At 61.7% G+C, this 16170-nt stretch carries 18 protein-coding genes; 11 read left to right on the plus strand and 7 right to left on the minus strand.

Going from position 1 to position 16170, the window contains the following annotated elements; genetic code table 11:
- Positions 1 to 104 precede the first annotated feature (104 nt).
- Positions 105 to 1148 carry a phosphatase PAP2 family protein gene (locus JN302_RS24605; protein WP_202329454.1) on the plus strand — a complete coding sequence of 348 codons (1044 nt, stop codon included), beginning with the start codon at positions 105 to 107 and terminating at the stop codon, positions 1146 to 1148.
- On the opposite strand, the gene JN302_RS40015 is transcribed toward JN302_RS24605, so the two are convergent.
- The 7 genes from JN302_RS40015 to JN302_RS24640 all read right to left on the minus strand — a co-directional run bounded on the left by JN302_RS40015 (position 1145) and on the right by JN302_RS24640 (position 6746).
- The gene (locus tag JN302_RS40015; RefSeq protein ID WP_446720676.1) at positions 1145 to 1252 is read right to left on the minus strand and encodes a hypothetical protein; all 108 of its coding nucleotides are present in this window, start codon (positions 1250 to 1252) and stop codon (positions 1145 to 1147) included. The two genes, JN302_RS24605 and JN302_RS40015, sit on opposite strands and share 4 nt — an antisense overlap.
- A gap of 340 nt (positions 1253 to 1592) precedes the next feature.
- Positions 1593 to 2093: a prepilin peptidase gene (locus JN302_RS24615; protein ID WP_202329455.1), complete on the minus strand. Its 501-nt coding sequence runs from the start codon at positions 2091 to 2093 to the stop codon at positions 1593 to 1595.
- Positions 2090 to 2566 (minus strand): tetratricopeptide repeat protein, encoded by a 477-nt coding sequence (locus JN302_RS24620; RefSeq protein ID WP_446720677.1) that lies wholly within the window; start codon positions 2564 to 2566, stop codon positions 2090 to 2092. Before JN302_RS24620 ends, JN302_RS24615 begins: the two co-directional genes overlap by 4 nt.
- A gap of 155 nt (positions 2567 to 2721) precedes the next feature.
- A complete protein-coding gene (locus JN302_RS24625) occupies positions 2722 to 3681 on the minus strand; it encodes a type II secretion system F family protein (protein WP_244845872.1) in 960 nt (319 codons plus the stop codon).
- Between the two features lie 4 nt (positions 3682 to 3685).
- Positions 3686 to 4438, minus strand: a complete 753-nt coding sequence (locus JN302_RS24630) for a type II secretion system F family protein (protein ID WP_244845874.1) — start codon at positions 4436 to 4438, stop codon at positions 3686 to 3688.
- Between the two features lie 218 nt (positions 4439 to 4656).
- On the minus strand, positions 4657 to 6054 hold the full coding sequence (locus JN302_RS24635; RefSeq protein ID WP_202329458.1) for a CpaF family protein: 1398 nt from the start codon (positions 6052 to 6054) through the stop codon (positions 4657 to 4659).
- Positions 6055 to 6077: 23 nt separating this feature from the next.
- Positions 6078 to 6746, minus strand: coding sequence for a methyltransferase family protein (locus JN302_RS24640; RefSeq protein WP_202329459.1), 669 nt, complete (start codon positions 6744 to 6746; stop codon positions 6078 to 6080).
- A gap of 1025 nt (positions 6747 to 7771) precedes the next feature.
- Between JN302_RS24640 and JN302_RS24645 the strand changes: the two genes are divergently transcribed.
- The 10 genes from JN302_RS24645 to JN302_RS24690 all read left to right on the plus strand — a co-directional run bounded on the left by JN302_RS24645 (position 7772) and on the right by JN302_RS24690 (position 16166).
- Positions 7772 to 7942, plus strand: a complete 171-nt coding sequence (locus JN302_RS24645; protein WP_202329460.1) for a Flp family type IVb pilin — start codon at positions 7772 to 7774, stop codon at positions 7940 to 7942.
- 96 nt (positions 7943 to 8038) lie between these two features.
- Positions 8039 to 9067, plus strand: coding sequence for a Flp pilus assembly protein CpaB (gene cpaB, locus JN302_RS24650; RefSeq protein ID WP_202329461.1), 1029 nt, complete (start codon positions 8039 to 8041; stop codon positions 9065 to 9067).
- An 86-nt stretch (positions 9068 to 9153) separates the two neighbouring features.
- Positions 9154 to 10581 carry a type II and III secretion system protein family protein gene (locus JN302_RS24655; protein WP_202329462.1) on the plus strand — a complete coding sequence of 476 codons (1428 nt, stop codon included), beginning with the start codon at positions 9154 to 9156 and terminating at the stop codon, positions 10579 to 10581.
- A complete protein-coding gene (locus tag JN302_RS24660) occupies positions 10568 to 10855 on the plus strand; it encodes a hypothetical protein (RefSeq protein WP_202329463.1) in 288 nt (95 codons plus the stop codon). Before JN302_RS24655 ends, JN302_RS24660 begins: the two co-directional genes overlap by 14 nt.
- Before the next feature lie 88 nt (positions 10856 to 10943).
- Positions 10944 to 12470, plus strand: coding sequence for a pilus assembly protein TadG-related protein (locus JN302_RS24665; protein WP_202329464.1), 1527 nt, complete (start codon positions 10944 to 10946; stop codon positions 12468 to 12470).
- Positions 12471 to 12480: 10 nt separating this feature from the next.
- Positions 12481 to 12978, plus strand: a complete 498-nt coding sequence (locus JN302_RS24670) for a TadE/TadG family type IV pilus assembly protein (RefSeq protein ID WP_202329465.1) — start codon at positions 12481 to 12483, stop codon at positions 12976 to 12978.
- 46 nt (positions 12979 to 13024) lie between these two features.
- On the plus strand, positions 13025 to 13552 hold the full coding sequence (locus tag JN302_RS24675) for a TadE/TadG family type IV pilus assembly protein (RefSeq protein WP_244845876.1): 528 nt from the start codon (positions 13025 to 13027) through the stop codon (positions 13550 to 13552).
- The gene (locus tag JN302_RS24680) at positions 13549 to 14712 is read left to right on the plus strand and encodes a pilus assembly protein (protein WP_202329467.1); all 1164 of its coding nucleotides are present in this window, start codon (positions 13549 to 13551) and stop codon (positions 14710 to 14712) included. Before JN302_RS24675 ends, JN302_RS24680 begins: the two co-directional genes overlap by 4 nt.
- Before the next feature lie 312 nt (positions 14713 to 15024).
- A complete protein-coding gene (locus JN302_RS24685) occupies positions 15025 to 15603 on the plus strand; it encodes a L,D-transpeptidase (RefSeq protein ID WP_202334436.1) in 579 nt (192 codons plus the stop codon).
- Positions 15600 to 16166, plus strand: a complete 567-nt coding sequence (locus tag JN302_RS24690) for a hypothetical protein (protein WP_202329468.1) — start codon at positions 15600 to 15602, stop codon at positions 16164 to 16166. Before JN302_RS24685 ends, JN302_RS24690 begins: the two co-directional genes overlap by 4 nt.
- The last annotated feature ends 4 nt before the right edge of the window (positions 16167 to 16170 follow it).

The following is a 16170-nucleotide window of genomic DNA, read 5'->3' on the forward strand; positions in this document are numbered from 1 at the left end:
GCGTTGTTTGCGGCCGCCAAAAAGCATTGGCCTTGCCCACAACGGCAGGTAGTGCTTCACTCACGTCTTGGGACTGTCTGCTGATCAGGGGTGGGGCTTCAGCGATGTTGCAGGACTTCCGAAAAGACGAGCGCCGCATGGCGCGGCGGTTTTTCTGTGTGACGTTGATCATCACGGCCATGTTCGGCGTGGCTGATCTGGCGTGGCTTCCTGTTTCGAACGTTCGCTTGTCGCCGGCGAACTTGATCGATATTGGTGCCACCGCCTTATGCCTTTGTGTAGCGGCCGCCATCGCATGGGTGGCGAACCGCCGACTGGCCGGCGATCAATCCAGGATGGGCCTGTTCGTCCTCAGGACCGCAGATTTCCTCAACGCGCTGGCGATAGTAGCCTCCGCCTTCATTGCCCTCGGCATCGCTACCACGATTTTCATGTATATCGCCGCTGCGACCACTGAGCCGCTCGCTGACCCGCTGCTGGCCTCAATCGACGCCAGCCTCGGGTTCAACTGGCTTTGGTTGCTGTCGGTCACGAATAGGCCGATCATCGCGCCAACTCTGGCCTTCGCGTACCATGCGCTTTCATATCAGCTGCCGCTCGTTCTCTTGGTCCACATGGCATCGCGGCGAACCGACAGGGCGATGGAGTTCGTCGCGCTGCTCGCCGTTTCCTCGGCCTTCACCGGGACGCTCATGGCATTGGTTCCAGCTGAGGGCGCCTACGCGTTCTTCAGGCCGGCCGATTTCAGCCACTTCACCGCCCAGGCCGGGATGTGGCACCACGAGACTTTGATGGCGCTCCGTTCCGGCCGCCCATTCGATCTCATCATGACCAAGAGCTCTGGACTGGTGACCTTTCCGTCCTATCACACCGCCCTTGGGATCATGGTCGTCTTCGCTTTCAGGCACCACCGATGGCTATTCTGGCCAGCGGTGGTCCTCAATACGCTGATGATCATGGCCACACTGCCCGAAGGCGGGCACCATTTGATCGATGTCGTGGCAGGCGCTGCTGTAGGCTTTGTTTCTGTTGCGCTGGTGCAGCGGCTGGGCGACCTCTCTACCGGCCCTGCCGCCAGCCTTCGGCTAGTTAGCTCCTCGGAGACGCCTGTGTCGCAAGTCCCGCGCCGAGGCACGTCGTTCCTTTAGGAGAGCATCACCTTCGGGTCGATATAGAAGTGGACGAGGCCTTCGCCGCCTTTACGCTGCACCGCGCTCGATACCGACAGACTCGGCGGGATCGACACCAGCATGTGCACGTGGTCCGGTTGATCGATCCGGCGTGCATCAGCATCTCGTGGGCGCGCGCAGTCTCCCGCAGCAACTCACGGCACCAGGTGCCGATATCCTCGCCGAGCACTGCGAGCGGTACTTCATCACCCCGGATCAGGTGGTATTTGCAGTCCCGGACCGTGTGGCTGCTACCTTTGTATGCTTCCATCCGGGCCAATCTGCTCCGGATAGGACTCCATCCCAGCCTGCTAAAGGCGTGGGGTTTCCCGCTCCCTATCGGGGACTCTAAATTGCGGGACCGCTGTTCCATCGTCCAACCACGACGCGGAAGCAGACGCATAAACCAGCCGGCCGTCGGGATCACACCCAGAAGCGCAGGAGCACGACGCCGATGAGGCTTGCGGCGATGGGCACGCCGAAGGGAACGACGCCCTTGCGATCGAGCTTGTCGAGGTAGTGCCGGGAGGCCGGGGCCGGCAACAGAAGCGGATTCTTCACCAGGAAGGCGGTGATGGCGGCGAAGACCAGGAGCAGGATGGAAAACGCCATCAGCCCCTCGGGGCCGGAGACCAGCGGGGCAGCCGCCATCAGCTTCACGTCGCCGGCGCCGACCTTCTTCGCCAGCCAGAAGGGAAACAGCACCAGGAAGAATGTCGCGGAAACGATCGCGGCGAGCGCGAGGCTCCACCAGTCCGCCGTCTGAAGCGCGGTGGCGGCGAGCCCGCCGGCGCCCAGCGCGGCAATCGCCAGCGCGTCGCGATTGGCGATCCTCTGCGTGGTGAAGTCCACCCAGGCGATGCGCAGGAGCAGCGCCATCGTCACCGCCGCGACCAGTATCTGCGCGGCAGCCGGAATGCTCATCTATTGATGTTCTTCACGCTCGACGACAGCAGCTCGAGATTGTTGGCCACCGTCGGATCGTTGGGCGCGAGCTCATAGGCCTTGAGGAAATTCTGGCGGGCCTCCTTGAGGTTTCCGCGCAGGAGATAGGAATAGCCGACATTGTTATAGTAGGCCGGGGTGGCCCCCACCAGCGGATAAGCCTTCCTGTAGGCCTTGTCGGAAAGATCGAAGCGGCGGATGCGGTCGCAGGATGCCGCGAGGCCCAGCCAGGCCTCGCCATCGTTGGGGGCAAGCTGCGTGGCCTTGTAGAACAGCGCGCCGGCATTGCCGTAGTTCTCCGAGCGGAACTGGTTCTTGGCCTCGGCGACCGCCTGGTCGGAAGCGAAATATTCCACATCGGCGATCGTTTTCAGGCCCTCGAAGGTATCGCCGAACGCGGTGAACTCCAGTTTCGCCGGCTCGTTGGTCCGCACCACACCGTCCGACGTCATCGCAGCCGATTGACAACCTGCGAGTACAGAGGCCAGAAGAATTCCCGCCAAAGCAGCAAGCGGCGGCTGCTTCATTGCATTGCGTCCCCGTTTCAGTTCTCTATAACCCCAAGAACATAACAAAATCTCAATGTCTAGGATGCGCGGGCAACGGTTCAGAAGAAAATACCCTTCATGCGGATGATCACGGGCAGCATCACGATCATCAGCACCACTGGGAAGATGCACAAGCCCAAAGGTATCATCATCTTCACCGGAAGCGCGTTCGCCTTCTCCTCGGCCTTCAAAATCCGTTGCGTGCGCATTTCGTCGCTGTAGACGCGCAAGGCCTCGGTCAGGCTGGTACCGAGCTCCTCAGACTGCCGGAACAGCACTGCAAGCGAGCGAGCCTCCTCGATGCCGATCCGGTCGGAAAGCTCACGCAGCGCCTCGCGCAGCGGTCGGCCGGCGCGCATCTGAAGGTTCATGATCGCCAGTTGGATACCGAGCGCCTTGTGGGTGCCGGCAAGCTCGCTGCTGACTCGTTCGACGGCGGCCTCGAGGCTCATGCCGGCATCGGCACAGGTGATCATCATGTCCATGAAGTCGGGAAAGCCGCGCCTATACTTATGCTTCACGGCATTCTCGAAACGGTCCAACGCAATGCTTGGGATGACGATGCAGGCCAAACCAAACACGAAGGCTCCAGCAAATGCTACGAATCCAGGCAGTTGCGGTGGCAGAAGTGCAGTCAGACCCGAATAGGCAGCGAGGAATCCCAAGAGCACGGACGCGATACGCGTCAGATTGTAGACCAGCGCGGCGGAGGGCTGATGGAAGCCGGCACGGAATAGTTTTGCTTCCAACGCGTCCGGCTCGCCGCGCTGCTTCTCGGCCGCTCGGAAATAGGCCTCTACGGGCCGCTGCGCAGCAATCTTGGTTAGCTGGGTCTGCGCCTCGAGGGAGCGCCGGTTTGTGATGCCCTCGGCGATCAGTGTGTCGGTGATCCGGCGCCGCGTCTGGATTGCAGGCGCCAACAACACAACGGCAAACAGGAACATGGAAACGGCCGCCACAAATATGGCTGCGGAAATCAGCATTCCTGAATTCTGGAGGTTGGCGAGAACATCGGTCATGGGATCAGAAATCGAAATTGACCATGCGGTACATGATGTAATCGCCGAGAGCCGCCCAAAGGCCAAAGATTGTAAAGACGGGCGTAACAAGACGATCGTTCCAAACGTCGCCATAGTAGCTCGGCGCAATGAGCAGCAATATGCCGAACATGATAAGGGGAAAGGCCGAAATCAAAATGGCGGACCAGCGGCCTTCCGCCGAAAGTGCGCGAATCTTCAATCGAATCTTCTGGCGCTCGCGCAGCACCGCGGAGAGGTTTGAGAGGATCTCGGTCAGATTGCCACCGGTCTTCGCCTGGATCGATAGGGAGACGGATAACAGGTGCAGTTCTTCGTAACCAACCCGCTCCGAAAGCTTGCGCACTGCCTGCTCCAGGCTGATGCCGAAGGTTATCTCGTCCGAAGCGATGCCGAACTCAGTGCCGAGTGGATCCGGCATTTCGCGTGCGACCAGGGCGATGGCCACCGAGGTGGGATGGCCGGCACGCAACGAGCGCACGATCATGTCGAGCGCGTCAGGAAGCTGCCTGGCAAACCTGGCGATGCGCCTATTGCGGGCGCGGCGCAGCACCAGCAGCGGAAAGGCAAAACCGAGGAACAGGAAAGCAAGTGATGAGGAAAGAAAGCCGAATCCTAGAATGAGCCGCATCAGCAGCCCGACCACCGCACCCGCCGCCAAGAACATTCCTGCAAAGGCCAGCGGGTTGCCGGTCACGCCGGACTGCGTGTAAAGCCGGTTGATCGCGATGGCGCCCAAGGCGAAATCGCCGGTCTCGCTCAGACCCCGCTCGCGCAGGAGGCCTTGGAGCGTCTGCTCGGCCGGCGCCTCCTCTGCCAGCCGTTTCAGTCGCCGGTTGATCGTGCCGGCGCGGGCACGGCGGCCAGCATAGGAGACATAGAGTGCCTCGATCGCCAGTATGGCCGAGGCTGCGGCCAATACGTAGACGACGTAGAGGAGCGTCTGGCCGGTCATCATCAGAGCGGCACCTGCGGGTTGAAAGCGTCCTTGGCGAAATGGAAGCCGAAGGTCGCCGCCTCGGTGGCGAAGCGCGGCCGGATGCCTGTCGCCCGGAATTCGCCGACGATCTTGCCGTCGGCGGTTACGTCGCGCCGGACGAAATGATAGATCTCCTGAAGCTGGATCACATTGCCCTCCATGCCGGTGATCTCGGCGATCGAGATGACGCGGCGGCCGCCGTCGGAAAGGCGCTGGGTCTGGACGATGATGTCGATGGCCGAGGCGATCTGGGCGCGGATCGATTCCTGCGACATGGGCATGCCGGCCATGCCGACCATCTGCTCCATCCTGCCCAGGGCGTCGCGCGGCGTGTTGGCATGGATCGTCGTCATCGAGCCTTCATGGCCGGTATTCATGGCCTGCAGCATGTCGAAAGCCTCCTCGCCGCGCACCTCGCCGACGATGATGCGGTCGGGCCGCATGCGCAGCGCATTCTTGAGGAGCTCGCGCTGCCTGACTTCCCCCCTGCCCTCGACATTGGGCGGGCGCGTCTCCAGCCGCCCGACATGCGGTTGCTGGAGCTGGAGTTCGGCGGCATCCTCGATGGTGATCAGCCGCTCCTTGTGGGAGATGTAGCTCGAAAGCGCATTGAGCAGCGTGGTCTTGCCGCTGCCCGTGCCACCCGAAACCAGGATCGACTTGCGCGCCTGCACGGCGATCTTGAGGAGTTCGATCATCGGTGGACGGATCGAATTGAATTCCACCAGCCGATCGAGCGAATAGGGCTTCCTGGAGAATTTGCGGATCGAGACCAGCGGTCCGTCCACCGAAATCGGCCGTACGGCGACATTGACGCGCGAGCCGTCCTCGAGCCTGGCGTCGACCATGGGCGAGGATTCGTCGACGCGCCGTCCGATGGCAGAGACGATCTTGTTGACGATGCGCAGCAGATGCGCCTCGTCGCGGAAACGCACCGCCGTTTCCTCAAGCTGGCCGCGCCTTTCGACGAAGACGCGATTGTGCGTGTTGATCAGTATGTCGGCGATCGTGTCGTCCTTGAGCAGCGGCTCGATCGGCCCGAGGCCAAGCATCTCATCGGCCGTGTCGCTGGTGAGCTGGTCGAGTTCGCGCGCATTCAGCGGTATGCTGCGGGTGCGAACGAAGTCGCGCACCACGGGGCGGATTTCCGTCAGAATGTCGTCCTTGGAGGCGGTTTCCAGCGCGGCGAGGTTGAACCGGTCGATCAGGTGACGATGGAGCTCGACCTTGACCGACAGAAGATCATCATTCTGGCGCGGATCGGTAACCTGCGAAGAACTGTCATGAATGGCTGGCGCCGCGACGAGGATCGGCACTGTCGCGACCTCTGTCCGTTGCGACGTGGTACCGTTGCCTTTCGTAAAGCGTCCTAACATGCTCTCGCCTCCATCATTTGCCCCTACAATCTTTGCTGGGCGGAACCCTTTCGCAGGCGGGGCATGAGTTGTGGAACGACCCGTGCGTAACTAGCGTACTCCGGGAATGCTTGGCCAAGCACCCTCTCCTCATTGGCGATTCGCCAATATTGAACAGCAAGGTTGATGCTGACAATCAACACAGACCAGGCCGAGAAGTTCGAAAGCGCCACTCCGAGCAAAGTGATGGCCTCGCAGACGTAGAGCGGATGCCGGACGATTGCGTACGGACCTTCAGTGACAAGGCGGCGCGCCTGCGCATCAATCGAGAAGGAGCGCCCTAGCCAAGCCAAGCAATAAGCGGAGGATGTAGTTCCAACGATCGTCAACGTCGTTGCTGTGAGTTTTGCCACGGGGGGGATGTCAACCTGCGGCAATACTATCAACGTCAATGTCATGAAAGTTCCGGCGATTGCCACGAGGCGGGGCATCCAGCCAAGAGAATCGTTTTTTGGTGGAAGTCGAAGAACGGTGAGACCAACCGCGAGCCCCATAAAGATCAATCCGGCCGATCGAGCTGTCACGTCTAACGCGAAAGTCTCGGATCGCGGGAGTTGATAAGTCATTTCCATGATACTGATGAGATTTAGGCAGACGTAGCCGGTAAAAAGACCGGCCAGCGACGCGCGCCCTATGAAGTCCAAACTCAGCATTTTGCCCCTCCCACATTCGTTCGCGCAGGCGCTTTGGGAGAACCCGAGTTTTCCGGGTAGCCTCCAAAGCCCGAGCCGCCCAAGGCTAGGATCAGTTCCTGGAGATTTGCTGAGCTCTACGGTACGGGCGTCGGCAACAGATACAGTAGCAGTCACAAGCCGCAGCTTTGCAACGCTCTTGGTGGATCGCCCCAACATGGTTCAGCCCCCCTTTACCCTTCCTCAGGGTTCCTCATTTTCGGGGTCTTCGCAAGAATTTGTTAACCTTAGAGTTAATACCCCGGAACGTAAGCTCGCATCCGAACCGGGCGAGCATCAGACCCACCCCTCACCGGCGGCGCCAGATCCCGCGGAGGGATCCGTTAAAATACCTGAATTACTTTTTGTCAAATACTTGCGGTTAATACTTATAAATGGATTGCCGAACGGCGGCACGAGCGCCAGTATTACCTAGTAGTGGCTCCTTTCTTACCGACCGATACGAATTTCAACTGCCGAAGCCCGGTCGGGCTCCATGGCGGCGCGAGGAGCTAGCTCGAACCGGCTATCGATCCGTCGATTATCTATTCTACAAAAACACGTTACCGGCGAGATGATCTACATCAAAGGGTGTAGTCGGACTACTCCTATACGACTTTCCGGATAGCATAATCGGATATGCATTTTGCAACCTTGATACCGCCGCAGGAGAGCGGAGCAACGGATTTCGGTAGAGATAAAAAACATGACCACTTTTATCATAATATAATTGCCTATATCTAGATCGTACAGAGTGCGGACACTTCCGGCCCTTTATCGCGAAATGGTTAAGGTCACCGGATTCTTGAACAGAATCAACTGGCTACGAACGCCGCCGACAAGCATATTCTTGCCCGCGCAGCTATAGTTCGGTTAAGGAGCCGTTAAATTCATTTGACTTATATTTTGTGCCGTTCCTAGGATTGCAACTGACGGGGGATGCTGGGGTTTGGGTACATTTCCTTGCTCGTCTCGTCGGGTTGTAACCTCTCTAGGGAGAAATTGGCATGAACAAGCTCATGACGATCGCCCGGCAGTTTCGTGACGACGAAAACGGTGCTGCCATGATCGAATACACGATCCTGCTCGGCATCATCGCTGTGGCAGTCATCACCTCCATCGGCCTCGTCGCCACGTGGGTCACGGGCCAGTGGTCTACACTCGCGGCCGCTCTGTAATCCAGCCATCAGGCCCGGGCGGCAAGTCCGGGCCTGATCTCTTCTTGGGGCGGACGACTCGTCCGGAATGCGTGAAGCTGCTGCGGGGTGGCTGAAATGCGTGCAAATACCATCATTATGGTGCTTCTGGCCGCCGTGTTCGGCGTTGTTGCGGTGGTGCTCGCCAATATGTGGCTGGCGAACCAGCGCAACGCCATGGCCGCGCCCAGCGAAGCGCCGCGCGAAACGATTGTGGTCGCGGCCGTGCCTCTCAAATTCGGCGACGTGCTGACTTCAGACAAGCTGCGAGAGATCGCCTGGCCGTCGGGCGCCATCCCGGCTGGCGCCTTCAAGACGGCCGCGGAACTGCTGGCGGACGAAAAGGGCAATCGCCAGGCGCTGCAGGCGATCGGCGCCAACGAGCCGGTGCTCGCGACCAGGATCACCGGGCCGGGACAGCGCGCCACCCTTTCGGCGGTACTGGCCGATGGCATGAAGGCCGTATCGATCCGCGTCAACGACGTTCTCGGCGTCGCAGGCTTTGTTTTTCCGGGCGACCGGGTGGACGTACTCCTCACCCGCAACGTTCGCCAGGCCGAAGGCGGCGAAAGGGCCTATGTCGACGTGCTCTTGCAGAGCATCAAGGTTCTCGCTGTCGATCAGATCGCGGACGAGAGCAAGGAAAACCCGACCGTCGTCAAGGCGGTAACGCTCGAAGTCTCGACTCGCGACGCCCAGAAGCTGACCCTAGCCGCCGGCGCCGGGCAGCTTTCGCTGGCATTGCGCCAGGTCGCGTCCAATGAAGGCGAATCGACAGACCGGATTACGCTCGCCGACCTCACCGGGGAGACGCCGGAAGATGTGGCGGCGCGGCAGGCGGCGCTCGAAGCCGAGCGCAAGCGCGCCGAGGAGCAGTTCAACGGCATCCGGCAGGTTGTGGAAAACCTCGGCGAGCGCATCGATGAACGCGTCGGAAATGTCGAGGATCAGCTAAACAAGCTCAAGCAGCCTGCGCCCGAGCCGGAAGCGCACGAGGTGGTGAAGGAAGTCGTCAGATATATCCAACCCGAACCGCCGGTCAGGGCTTCAGTCGGCGTTTACCGTGGCATGGATCGGCAGGTTTACGACGTGCCACGGGCAAGGTAGCGTTATGGTTGCAGCGGCCCGACCTCGGTGGCCGGGCCTCACAAACGTTCCGCGCATCCAAACGCGGTCGAAGGAGGGGTTCGGTCATGATGTTCGTCAGATTGGGCTGGCTGGCCCGGGTATTCGCACTCCTGCTGGCATTTTCAGCCGGCGCGCTTGCGGCGGATCGGAGCATCGACGTCTCGCGCGTCCGTGTCCACCGGGTGTTCATTCCCATCTCCCAGTCGGTGACGATCCAGGTCAACGCCAATCTGGGCGACATCGTGATTGCCGACAACAGGATCGCCGACGCGCAGCCGATGACCGATCGCACGCTCTATGTGATCGGCAAGGGTGTCGGCACGACTTCGGTGAACCTGTTCTCCGAGGACAAGCGCTCGCTCGGGGTCATCGAGGTCGAGGTCGGCGTCGATGTGGACGACATGGCGATCGCCATCAGGCAGGTGGCGCCGAAGTCGAACATCACCATCGGCTCGGTCAACGGCAAGGTTCGCCTCGGCGGCCGCGTCAAGGACGGCGCCACCCTGGCGAAGATCCTGGAAGTCGCCCAGCAATACGGCCCGGACACGGTCATCAATTCGGTCGAGGTCGAGGACAGCCAGCAGGTCAATCTCGAAGTGCGCGTTCTCGAAGTGTCGCGGAATGCCGGTCGAGAGCTCGGCGTCTCGTGGTTCGTTAGTACGGACGAGCCGGAAAGAGCCGGAGGACTGCCGGCCGGAGCGGTGATCGGAACCTTGGCCGGCAATTTCGTGACAGGCAACTCACCCTTTGCCACCATCATCGCGAATGTGATCGACGCCGGCGTCAATGTCGACGTCATCATACGTGCGCTGGAGGACAAGCGTCTCGCCCGGCGGCTGGCCGAGCCGAACCTGACCGCGCTCTCGGGCGAGACGGCGAGCTTCCTCGCCGGCGGCGAGGTGCCCATCCCCGTGGCGCAGGAAAACGATACGATCACCATCGAATTCAAGGATTTCGGTGTTAAGCTCGACTTCACGCCGATCGTGCTCGAGGGCGGCAAGATCAACCTCCGGCTCAATCCGGAAGTGAGCGAGGTCGACCCGACCAACACGATCCGCACGAGGGATATCGAGATCCCGTCCTTCATCACCCGCAGGGCCTCGACGGTGGTCGAGCTGCGCGACGGACAGAGCTTCGCCATAGCCGGCCTGCTGCAGTCGACCGGCCGCAAGCTGCAGAGCCAGGTGCCCTGGTTGAGCCAGGTTCCGGTGATCGGCGCGCTGTTCCGCTCGTCGAGCTACATCAAGAACGAAACCGACCTCGTCATCATCGTCACGCCGCGGCTGGTGCGACCGGCCAAGCCCGGCCAGCAGGTAGCCACGCCGCTCGACAAGACCCGGCCGGCCAACGACCCCGAATTCTTCCTGCTCGGACAACTCGAGGTCACCCGTGACATGGTGCGCCGCTACGAACTCGGGGACGGCGTGGTCGGACCCTACGGCCACATGCTCGACGTCCCAGCCAAGGACAAGATGATCTATGCCAAGAAATAGAACACTTCTCGCGGTCCTCGCCGCCACGGGCCTGCTCGCGGGCTGCGCGGACTATCTCAATCATTACGAAACGGTGACGCTGGCGGCCGGCGACGCCCAGAAACATAACCGGCTGCTGCATACGGTCGATCCCTTCAATCCGGCATCGAAGGTGACGGCCATTCCGACCGACGGGCAGCGGGCGGCCGATGCGGTGAAGAACTACCGGACGTCCCAGCAGGCGAAACCACCGCCGCCGGCGAACGTGACCGTGAATCTCGGAACCAATAACTGAACAAACGACAAATGAACAAACCGGACACGATGCGGCAGGGCTAAAGGGGTTACGGGACGAACGGAGGCGTCCCGCGGGGAGTGTGTAGATGTGCAGGGTTTTGGAGAAAATACGCCAGTTCCAGGCAGACGAGCGCGGCATGGCGCTGATCCTGGTGAGCATCATGCTTCCGGTCATCATCGGTTTTGCGCTGCTCGCAATCGACATGAGCCGGGCGAACAGTCTTCACAATGATCTGCAGAAGGCGGCCGACAGTTTCGCTCTGGCGTCGGCGGCGGAGCTCGACGGCGGACCCGATGCCTGGACCCGGGCGGAACGGGCGCTCGCCAATCTGGTCGACAACACCAGCACTTTCTCGACTTCGGGGCCGACGACACTTGCCAGTGCGGGAGGCGTCACAGTCGATCCGTCGAACTCGGCCTGCCGGTCGCGCGGACACATTTCCTGGTGCTTTCTCGAGACGATACCGGCCAGCGATACGACCGCCGTTTCGGGAGCCAATCATGCAGCGACACCCGAGGAGACCGAGTTCATCGAAGTCACGGTCAACCCGACAGGCTTTGCCGCGATCTTCCCTGCTTCGTTCCTGACGGGCAGCACCGCCGACAACGGCTTCAATGTCGGCGCGAGCGCGGTTGCGGGTTTCGCGGGCGTCGTCGTCTGCGACATGACCCCGCTCTTCATCTGCAATCCATTCGAGGATCTGGGGATTCCCCTCCACCAGGTTGTCAATAACCAGAATTTCTACAGGAAGGGCATCAAGCTCGTGCAGGGCGGCGGCACCGGAAGCTGGGGACCCGGCAATTTCGGTTTCCTCCGCCCGACCGACGATCACGGCTATGGCGCCGCGGAACTCGCCGACGACATCGCACAGGCCGATTCCCCCGAATGCGTCAATTCCCGCGGGGTCTACATGCGCACGGGCGGCCCGCAGCCGGCCGTTCGCGACGCCATCAATGTCCGCTTCGACATCTATGGCGGGCAGATGAAAAAGACCGATCCGGCGATCCCGCCGGCACCCAACATGCGCAAAGGGTACAAGTACAAGAACCCGGCCAATCCCAATGCCTGCAACATGGATCCCGTGACGGATGCCGCCGAACTCACCCAGTACCGCCATCTGACGCAGGACAGCGCCTATACCGGGCGCATCGGCAACGGCATGTGGGACTATGAAGGCTATCTTGCGGCGAACGGCTTCACGGCCTCCGAGATGGCAGGCTTCGTGGACAGCGACGGCAATGCCTATTCCAATGCAAACCCGCCCGCGCGATACGACCTCTACAGATACGAGATCAGCAGCGGCCTGGTGGACAATCCTTCGCTCGGCGGCGAGACGGGCGTTCCGGCATGCCATGCCAGCCCGTCGACCGATCCAGACCGTCGGCTGATCTATGGCGCTATCATCAATTGCGGGGAGCACGCCACCGAACTCAACGGCCAGAGCGGAGCTGCGATCCCGGCTGTCGGCTTCGCCAGCTTCTTCCTGACCGAGCCGGTGGACCAGGCGCGCACGAATGGCGACATCATGGCAGAGATCGTCGATATCGACGGCGAACAGGGGCGAGGCACCATGATCGGCTTCGCGAAGGACAATGTTCAGCTCTACCGCTAGGCGCACCGGCATGCTCCGCAGAATCGCCCGAGGGTTCCGTCGCGAGGAGCGCGGCGCGATCCTGGTCGAGATGACGCTGATCACCCCGCTGATGATCGCGCTGTCGGCAGGCGTCTTCGAGTTCGGAACCATCTTCCACCGCAAGCTGCTGATCGAGGCCGGCCTGCGTGACGCGGCGCGCTTCATGGCACGCTGCACGGATGGATTTTCCGCGGTCGCTACCGATTGCACAACCGCGGCACAGAACATTGCCAAATACGGGATACCGACCGCGGGGACGCTCAGGGTGACCGACTGGACGGCGGCCGTCGCCATCACGACCTATACGACGACCAACAACGTCGATTCCGTCACCGGCCTCCAGGACTATCGCGGCACCGGCGCCAACGTCACCACGGTGCGCGTCACCACCTCGTATACCTACGGGGCGACCTCGCTGCTTGCCTATATCGGCCTCGGCCCGATCACATTCACGGCCTCCCAGGAAGAGCGATTCATCGGGTATTGAGATGCGGCAACCGAACGACTTCAGAAAGGACGAAGGCGGCGCCGCAATGGTCGAAATGACCATCGCGCTGACGCTGCTGCTCACTCTGACGCTTGGCTTCGTGGATTTCGGCTATGCGTTCTATCAATGGAACGCGGCCAACAAGGCCGTTCAGGTGGGCGCCAGGACTGCCGCCGTTTCCAGTCCCGTGAGCACCTCGCTCGCCAGCGCCGCGAATACCGCGGACTCCGCATTGGCGGGAACGGCCATGGGGTCCGGCAGCTTTCCGACCTATTCCTGCACAGGCGCCGGTGGCTGCGCCGGCTTCAGCCAGGCCAATTTCGACACGATCTACAACCGGATGGTGCCATTCTTCCCCCGGCTCCAGCCGGCCAATGTCAGGATTACCTATACCGCTACCGGGCTGGGCTACTGGGGCCGCCCGGGCGGGCCGGTGCCGACCGTCACCGTCAGCCTTGAAGGCCTGACCTTCCAGTTCTTCTTTCTCAGCGGACTTCTCGGCCTCAACGATATAACCATGCCCTCCATGCTCAGCACGGTCACGGGCGAAGACCTGAAGAGTACCTGGCCATGAACGCTCTCAGTCCCAAAGTCCTGCCTACCAGGCGAAAGCGCATCGCGCTCTATTCCTCCGACCCCCAGCTCCGGCGCGAAATCGCGACGCGGCTCGATGCGCTTGCCATCTACGATGTCCAGGTCGCCGAGACGGAAGCCTTCCTGGCGGGACCGCCGGCGGAAGGACGGCCGAGCGTGGCCATCCTCGACGTCGGCGAGGGCGAACTGCTCGCCGGCTCCCGGCTCGTCGACGCCCGCGCCGCCTGGGCCAATGTTCCTCTCGTGGCACTCTCCGGAGAGCTCGGCTCCGAACAGATGCGCAACCTCGTCCGGCTCAACGCGGCCGACTGGCTGCGCAAGCCCTTCGACGGAAAGGAACTGATCAATGCCGTCACCTTCCACGACAGCGGCAGCCAGGCGTCGAAGAGCCGGGTCATCACCTTCATCGGCGCGACGGGCGGCGCCGGCGCCACGACGCTCGCCCTTTCGGCCGCGGATCATCTCGCCTCCCGGTCCGCGGAGCGTGCCGCTGGGACCTGCCTCGTCGACCTCGATTTCCAGCATGCCAATTGCAGCGCCTACCTCAATGTCTACACCGAGTTCGACATCGAAGGCGTGGTCGCCAATCCCGACCGGCTGGATGTCGAACTGATGGACCTCATCAAGCTGACGCGCAAGCCGGGCTTCACGCTCTATTCCTTCGAGCGGCCGAGCCTGCCTTTCGCGGCCAACGGCCAGGATTTCGTGTTCAAGCTTCTCGATCTGGCCGCCTACCGTTTCGAGGATGTCGTCATCGACCTGCCCAACGTCGAGACGCCATGGCAGAACTCGGTCCTTTCGACCAGCGACGAGATCTTCGTCGTCTTCGAACTCAACATCGCCTCGCTGCGCCACGCCAAGCATCTCTTCCAGAGGATACGCGGCCTGCGCGGCAACGGCGCAAGCATCACGCTGGTCGCCAACAAGCGCAAGCGCAAGCTGTTCGGCAACCATTTCTCCCGCGGCGAGCTGGAGAAGATCTTCAGGCAGCCGCACATCAAGGCCGTCAGCCTCGACACGCCGCTGCTGACGGATGCGCTCAATCGCGCGCTGCTCCCGTCCGAGGTGCATGCCCGGGCGCGTTTCAACAAGGACGTGAAAGCAATCTTCCGCGAGCGGCTCGATGCAAAGGCGCGGTAGAAATGCGACGACGCTGCGGCAAGCGGTCTTCTCTCCGTCGGCGGCCGTCGTCAAGGTCACGGAATGGATCCTCGGGTCGGAGCCCGAGGATGACGAAGACGGGTACGCTTTCGTCAATCGCCAACCGTTGTCGCCAGTGGCGCCGGTGGTTTGCCGCGGCCTTTCCACTTCGTCATCCTCGGGCCCCGACCCGAGGATCCATGCCGTGACCTCGAACGCGAACGCTACGGTGAAGGACTGGGCTGCCATGCGACTTTGCAGCCTTCCGGTCCACCTCCATGGCGAGGCCCGAACCCACGGTTCATCTCCATCATGAGCAGGCACTTAAATTTCGCCATCCTGGCCCTTGCCGGCATTCTTTACGCCGCTCCGCCCGCCGCCGCCGAGGCCGGCATCCAGCGTGTCCACCGGGCCGACCGTCCCAAGCTTCCCGGCATGGGCCCCAGCCTGCGCAATGCGGTCAGCCTGGACACAAATGAACGCGCCGGGACGATCATCATCCGCAAGGACGAGAAAGCCCTCTTCCTGGTAACCGGCAAGGGACAGGCGCTGCGCTACAAAATCAGCGTCGGCCGCGACGGCTTCGGCTGGACCGGCACCGTGAAAGTGGGCGCCAAGCAGACATGGCCCGAATGGCGGCCCCCGGCGGAGATGCGCAAACGCGAGCCGGACCTGCCGGAACTGGTGCCGGCGGGCCCCTACAATCCGCTTGGCGCGCGCGCGCTCTATCTCCACAAGAATGGTCGCGACACCCTGTACCGGATTCATGGTACCAATGATCCGAAGGGAGTCGGCTTCGACGGCACCTCTGGTTGCTTTCGCCTGACCAACACCGATGTGGTCGATCTTTTTCAGCGGGTTCCCGTAGGAACAAAGGTCATCGTGCAATGACGACAATCCGTGACACGACAGCACCTCCGGTCCAGGGAGAATTCCGGCAGCAGGGCAACAGAAGCACCGGAGGGAAACTCCTCGCGATCCTCGGCGTGTCGGCCCTCGTGCTGACTGCAGTCAATCTGACGGCCTCCATCTCCCTTTACCGGGCGGCGAGTGAGGTGCGTGGAGTCGAAAAGCGGCTGGAGGAACTTGCGGCCTTCGAGAAGCGGATCGTCGAGCGGCTCGACCTGGTCAACACCGGCATGCAAAATCGGGTGCATGAGCTCAATCGCGATTTCGACATGCGTCTGGGGCTGGTGAACGAGGCGATGGCCGATTTCGATCGCGGGCTGTCGCGGTTGCGCTCGGAGATCGGACTTGGCGCCGCGTTGCTGCAGCCGGACCTGCCAGTTGAGACCGTAGTGCCTTTGTCCGAACCGGCAGCGGAAGAAGAACCGTCCGTCATCGCGGCCGATCCGCCGCGGCCGCGACGCAAGTCAGCGCCGAAGCCGGTCAGTCCGGCCTATCAGCGGATCGAATTGCCGGACGGCAAGGTCACCTACCGCAAAGTCCAATGAGGCT

The organism is Mesorhizobium sp. L-8-3 (assembly GCF_016756615.1).
GTDB lineage: Bacteria > Pseudomonadota > Alphaproteobacteria > Rhizobiales > Rhizobiaceae.

Coding starts and splice junctions, on each gene's coding strand:
- JN302_RS40015 (WP_446720676.1), bottom strand. CDS start 1,252: ATGCTGGTGTCGATCCCGCCGAGTCTGTCGGTATCGAGCGCGGTGCAG.
- JN302_RS24635 (WP_202329458.1), bottom strand. CDS start 6,054: ATGTTAGGACGCTTTACGAAAGGCAACGGTACCACGTCGCAACGGACA.
- JN302_RS24670 (WP_202329465.1), top strand. CDS start 12,481: ATGCTCCGCAGAATCGCCCGAGGGTTCCGTCGCGAGGAGCGCGGCGCG.
- JN302_RS24675 (WP_244845876.1), top strand. CDS start 13,025: ATGGTCGAAATGACCATCGCGCTGACGCTGCTGCTCACTCTGACGCTT.
- cpaB (WP_202329461.1), top strand. CDS start 8,039: ATGCGTGCAAATACCATCATTATGGTGCTTCTGGCCGCCGTGTTCGGC.
- JN302_RS24690 (WP_202329468.1), top strand. CDS start 15,600: ATGACGACAATCCGTGACACGACAGCACCTCCGGTCCAGGGAGAATTC.
- JN302_RS24660 (WP_202329463.1), top strand. CDS start 10,568: ATGCCAAGAAATAGAACACTTCTCGCGGTCCTCGCCGCCACGGGCCTG.
- JN302_RS24605 (WP_202329454.1), top strand. CDS start 105: ATGTTGCAGGACTTCCGAAAAGACGAGCGCCGCATGGCGCGGCGGTTT.
- JN302_RS24680 (WP_202329467.1), top strand. CDS start 13,549: ATGAACGCTCTCAGTCCCAAAGTCCTGCCTACCAGGCGAAAGCGCATC.
- JN302_RS24645 (WP_202329460.1), top strand. CDS start 7,772: ATGAACAAGCTCATGACGATCGCCCGGCAGTTTCGTGACGACGAAAAC.
- JN302_RS24685 (WP_202334436.1), top strand. CDS start 15,025: ATGAGCAGGCACTTAAATTTCGCCATCCTGGCCCTTGCCGGCATTCTT.
- JN302_RS24625 (WP_244845872.1), bottom strand. CDS start 3,681: ATGACCGATGTTCTCGCCAACCTCCAGAATTCAGGAATGCTGATTTCC.
- JN302_RS24665 (WP_202329464.1), top strand. CDS start 10,944: ATGTGCAGGGTTTTGGAGAAAATACGCCAGTTCCAGGCAGACGAGCGC.
- JN302_RS24655 (WP_202329462.1), top strand. CDS start 9,154: ATGATGTTCGTCAGATTGGGCTGGCTGGCCCGGGTATTCGCACTCCTG.
- JN302_RS24615 (WP_202329455.1), bottom strand. CDS start 2,093: ATGAGCATTCCGGCTGCCGCGCAGATACTGGTCGCGGCGGTGACGATG.
- JN302_RS24620 (WP_446720677.1), bottom strand. CDS start 2,566: ATGACGTCGGACGGTGTGGTGCGGACCAACGAGCCGGCGAAACTGGAG.
- JN302_RS24640 (WP_202329459.1), bottom strand. CDS start 6,746: ATGCTGAGTTTGGACTTCATAGGGCGCGCGTCGCTGGCCGGTCTTTTT.